Annotated in this window: 4 protein-coding genes and 1 pseudogene; 2 read left to right on the top strand and 3 right to left on the bottom strand. The window is 44.3% G+C overall.

What is annotated here, in order from left to right; translation table 11 throughout:
* Positions 1-569: pseudogene (locus Q0338_RS03130) on the top strand (transcriptional regulator); the annotation flags it as partial.
* 441 nt (positions 570-1,010) lie between these two features.
* Here the strand turns inward: Q0338_RS03130 and Q0338_RS03125 are convergent.
* The gene (locus tag Q0338_RS03125) at positions 1,011-1,448 is read right to left on the bottom strand and encodes a GatB/YqeY domain-containing protein (RefSeq protein ID WP_298085487.1); all 438 of its coding nucleotides are present in this window, start codon (positions 1,446-1,448) and stop codon (positions 1,011-1,013) included.
* 130 nt (positions 1,449-1,578) lie between these two features.
* Between Q0338_RS03125 and Q0338_RS03120 the strand changes: the two genes are divergently transcribed.
* Entirely contained in the window at positions 1,579-3,123 is a 1,545-nt protein-coding gene (locus Q0338_RS03120) for an inorganic phosphate transporter (RefSeq protein ID WP_298085486.1), read from the top strand.
* 243 nt (positions 3,124-3,366) lie between these two features.
* On the opposite strand, the gene Q0338_RS03115 is transcribed toward Q0338_RS03120, so the two are convergent.
* Positions 3,367-3,984, bottom strand: a complete 618-nt coding sequence (locus Q0338_RS03115; RefSeq protein ID WP_298085485.1) for a tetratricopeptide repeat protein — start codon at positions 3,982-3,984, stop codon at positions 3,367-3,369.
* A 292-nt stretch (positions 3,985-4,276) separates the two neighbouring features.
* Positions 4,277-4,873, bottom strand: a 597-nt coding sequence (locus Q0338_RS03110; protein ID WP_298085484.1) for a TonB-dependent receptor, incomplete at its 5' end; no start/stop codon positions are given.

The raw sequence follows: 4,873 nt of genomic DNA, 5'->3' as shown, positions 1-4,873 counted from the left end.
TGCGAAAACTAGCCGAAAATACACAAAAAGCTACAAGCGAAATCGGCATAAATATCCAAACCTTACAACAACAAACAAACGATCTAAACGACAACTCCAACAAAATCACGCAAATAGCGCAAGTCGCAAACGTGAGCGTGTCTAAATTTAGAGATGCTGTGAATGTATTTAGCCAAGGCGCGACGCAAAGCGCAAAAATCTCAAAATACGTCGAAAACAAAACAATCGGTATCATCGGCAAGATCAACCGAGTGACGTATCTACAGACCGCATACGGAAACGTTATCAACGAAAGAGGCGATGACGAAAATATGCAAAAACAAACGCAAAATTTAAATGCATGGTATGAGAGTGCGGCGGCGTATTTTGCAAATTCAAAAAGCTTCGAGAAGGCAAGCGCTCCCGCAAAACAAATAAGCGATCTAGTAAAAGCCAATCTAGACGACTCAAAAAACGGCTACAACATGAACGATATCCAAAAATTCGTCGATAGATTCGCCAAGGTCAAACAAGCAAGCGGCGAGATATTTAAGATAATAGACGCAACGATAGAAGAAAGCGTAAAGTAACGTTATACGAAATTTGAGCCAAATTTAAAACGTTTGGCTCAAATTTGAACCCTCTCATGCTACCTTAAAAAATTAATCTAAAGCATGTTGACAAAAACGAAAATCTTAGAATGCATAGTCGCATCAAAATAATAATACAAACTATGCCTGAGAGTAATCAAAAATATCCAGGATTTGTTTTAAGCTTATAGGCATAAATTTACCCTCTTTTGCAAAAGGTGTAATACATCCTTGTAAATTTACACTCATAAAATCAAAATTAGCAAATTTGCCCCCACACGAATCAAAAAAACTGTATTTCGCAAATTCAACAAAAGCGAACCGGTCCACTCTCCGTATCGCTTTAAATTTTACAAAAAGCAAACTCACCTAAAGCAAGCTTGCCATTCTTTGAAATTTGACCAAATCCCAAAGCAAATTTGGTCAAATTTAAATGCAAATTTAGCCCAGCAGCCTCTTTGCGCACTCGCTTATGCTCTTGCCATCGCTTCTAGCACCTATTTTTTCTTTGGCTGCTTTCATCACGGTGCCAATATTTGCACCATCGCCAAGGCCGGCGATGATCGCTTTTATCTCGGCCTCTAGTTCGTCAGCACTTAGTTGCTTCGGTAGATAGCCGTTTATGATGTCGATCTCTTTTTGCTCGTTTTGCGCCAGATCGTCCCTGCCGCCGTTTTTATACTGCTCGATAGAGTCCATGCGGCGTTTGATCTGGGTTTGTAGGATCGGTAGCACCTTTTCGTCGGTCATCTCGATACGCTCATCGACTTCGACTTGCTTGATGACAGAGTTTATGAGTCTTAGCGTATCGCGGCGAAAGTTATCTTTTTCTTTCATCGCAGTCTTGATATCGTCTAAAATTTTCTCTCTGATAGTCACTTTTTCTCCTTTAAATTTAAGTGGGCAAATTATAACGAAGCTAAAATTTAAAGCTAATAAAACCGCCTAAATTTGGCTTGCTTAAGAAAAATATAGCTATAATTAACCATTCATTTTTAAAAGGACTTGCTTGAGAAGCGACAATCTTTTTGCCTTTGCGATCTTCGCTATTACCGCGTTTGGATTTTTCGTTTGGGGCTATCAGTACATCCCGACTCATCACTTTTTGCTTTTCAGTATCGCTAGTATTTTCGGTATCTTTATGGCGTTTAACATCGGCGGCAACGACGTCGCAAACTCATTTGGTACGAGCGTGGGCGCCAAGACCGTCACGATAAAGCAAGCCCTAGTCATCGCTGCGGTTTTCGAGCTTAGCGGCGCGATATTCGCCGGCGGCGAGGTAACCAAAACCATCCGCGAGGGCATCGTGAGCTTCCCGCAGGAGGGCACGGAGCCTATGCTTTTCGTGCTGATTATGATGTCGGCGCTTTTAAGCTCGGGCATTTGGCTATTTATCGCGTCTAAAAAGGGTCTACCTATCTCCACGACGCACTCGATCGTAGGCGGTATCGTCGGCGCCGGGCTTACGATGGGCTTTACGACGATGGGCGGAGATAAAGCGCTAGCCATGGTTTCCTGGGGCGAGATAGGCAGGATCGCCGTTAGCTGGGTGATCTCGCCGCTGCTAGGAGGCATCCTTTCTTATTTTATCTACGGCTACATAAAATCTAAAATTTTGATCCCGACTCGCAAATTTACCCTAGAGCTAAAGGTGCTAAAACGCGAGCGTAAAGCCTACAAAGAGCGCTATTTGCAAGAGTTAAAAACAAAACCCGAAAGCGAGCAGATAAGAATACTAAGCAAGATCGCGGTCCTTGACGAGGACGACGTCGAAAGCGGCGAACGCAGCGAATACAAGCTCGCCATCAAAGCCATGAAAGAGCGCGAAAAAGAGTTAGATACGTCAAAAGCTATGCGCAAACACATCCCGATGGTGGCAGGCATCGGCGCGATCATCATCTCCTCGATGATGCTGTTTAAAGGCCTAGCGCACCTAAATCTAGACATCGGCTTTATCGGCACGATCTGGATCATCTGCGTCATCGGTATCGTCACATATCTCGCCACGCTTGCGATGATAAACGTGATGAAAAAAGATAATGCCGAAAAGAGTACGAACCGCATTTTCTCATGGTTTCAGATATTTACGGCCTCCTCGTTCGCCTTCTCTCACGGCGCAAATGACATCGCAAACGCCGTAGGGCCATTTGCCGCGATCCTAGATGTGCTAAAAACAGGTTCCATAAACGCCACCGCTCCGGTGCCGGGCATCGCGATGGTGACGTTTGGCATCTCGCTCGTGGTGGGGCTTTGGTTTTTGGGCAAGGAGGTCATTACCACCATCGGTAGCAAGCTAGCCGAGATCCTACCTACGACGGGTTTTAGTGCCGAGCTAGCCGCCAGTACGGTTATCTTGCTAGCTACCAAGCTAGGTATCCCAGTCTCCTCGACGCACATCCTCATCGGTGCGGTGCTTGGCATCGGTATCCTAAACCGCGACGCCAACTGGAAAATGGTCAAACCTATCGTGCTTGCGTGGGTTATCACTCTACCGATCGCAGGCGGCTCGGCGGCACTTATTTACATGCTTCTAAAGACTATGTTAGGTCTTTAAATTTGACTCTTGCGATCTACGGCTCGCGCTTTTGTGTTGCTTAAATTTGTAAATTTAGCTTTTATACGTGGAAAATTTGGGGTAAATTTAGACACGACTTTGTCGTTTCGTCAAATTTAACGCTCAAAATCTATAATGCCGAAAATAGCCCGTAAGAGTTGTAAACTAGGCAAAATTTAGCGGTAACTTAAGTAGATTTTAGAAGTCAGAGCTAGCGGTACGAGGCAAACATAAAAGCAAATTTTACTCGTTGCTTATTAGCGAGAGGTTTCTACAGCCGATCTCATCGCCCATCTCGCAGCCCATTTTGTAAAATTTCTTTGCCGCTTCCAAGTCCGCGGTTTTTACGCCTAGCGAAAATTGATGCATACCGCCGAGATTTGAGCAGCTTTGTGCGTGTTCTAGCTGCAAGCACGACTTCTCGTACAGTCTACGCGCCGCGGCAAAATCATGCTCGGTGCCGCGTCCTAGGCGGTAGAAATTAGCTGCGTTATAGCAGCCGTATTTGTTACCGAGCTTGCATGATTTCCCAAATATAGTCAATATCTCGCTCTCTTCCTTGCTTTTTAGCTTTTGATGTAGCGAGCCTAGATTTGAACAGGCGATACCCTCGTTATCGTCGCAGGCCTTTTGGTAGCAGAGTTTCGCACGCTCGTAGTCTTTGTCATTTTCAAATTTCACGCCCGTATTGTTGCATTCTTTTGGAGTTTTATCGTCGCAGATGTGCTTTATTTCAGCATTTGTGATAGGCATTGGGGTGCCAGGGTTTGCCTTTTTTTGTGCGGCACAACCGCTAGCAAACGCCGCAACCAGCATAAAGATGATAACGTGCGAGATAGCTTGAAAAATAGCGCGTTTCAAAATTTAGCCTTAAGAAAAATTTGCCTTAATCTTACCTTACGTTCGCAAAAATAACGCTTAAAATAAACTTTAAAAACTAGATTACAATCAAACTGTACCGAGTTTGTAACAAATTTATTGCTCATTAAAAGAGCATTTCTAGCACGTTAAGACAAATTTACGCTTAGTTTTATATCTAAATTCGGCATCTATCGCCGCTCGTAAATTTATGGTTTAATGCCGGTAAAAACGCCGAATTTATAGCTTGGGTTATTACGGGCGCAACCCAAGCAGCAAGGCGTACCAAAACGCCTTAGAAATTATACGTAAAGCCTAGATTAAACGTTCGCGGATCGCCGTAGACCATCTTGTTGTTTCCGATGCCCTCGAAGTATTTTTTGTTAAATACGTTATCGATGTTTAGCTGGATGTCGAAATTTTTGCTTATCCTGTAGCCAAACATCAAATTTGCCAGCGTGTAGGCCTTTTGCGTGATTTCGTTTGCGCCGCTACCGACGTAAATTTTACTTTTATACTGCACTCCCGCGCCCGCCCTAAAGTCCGCTATAGAGTATTTAGCAAAGAGATTTGCCGTAGTGCGCGAGCTTTCGGTGTCAAATTTCTTACCGTCTGCGTCCTTAGCGTTAAAGTGAGTAAGCCCAAGACCCAGGCTTAAGTTTTGATTTATCTCGCCGTTTACGTCTACCTCAAAGCCCTTGCTCGTTACGCCTTTTTTAGCTTCGTACGCATCGGTCGTGGTGCCTGGGATCTTTTGTCCCGTTCTTGCGCCTAGTTTATCTTGCACGACCTTAAATACGCCAAACGAAGCCGATAGCGCGCCATCAAAATAATCCCCCTTTATGCCAAGCTCATAGTCTTTGCCTTGGATCGGATCTAAGTATTTGCCGTT

It is taken from the genome of uncultured Campylobacter sp. (assembly GCF_938018145.1).
In the GTDB taxonomy this organism is placed as follows: Bacteria; Campylobacterota; Campylobacteria; order Campylobacterales; family Campylobacteraceae; genus Campylobacter_A.
This window is presented reverse-complemented; position numbering and strand designations above follow the sequence as displayed.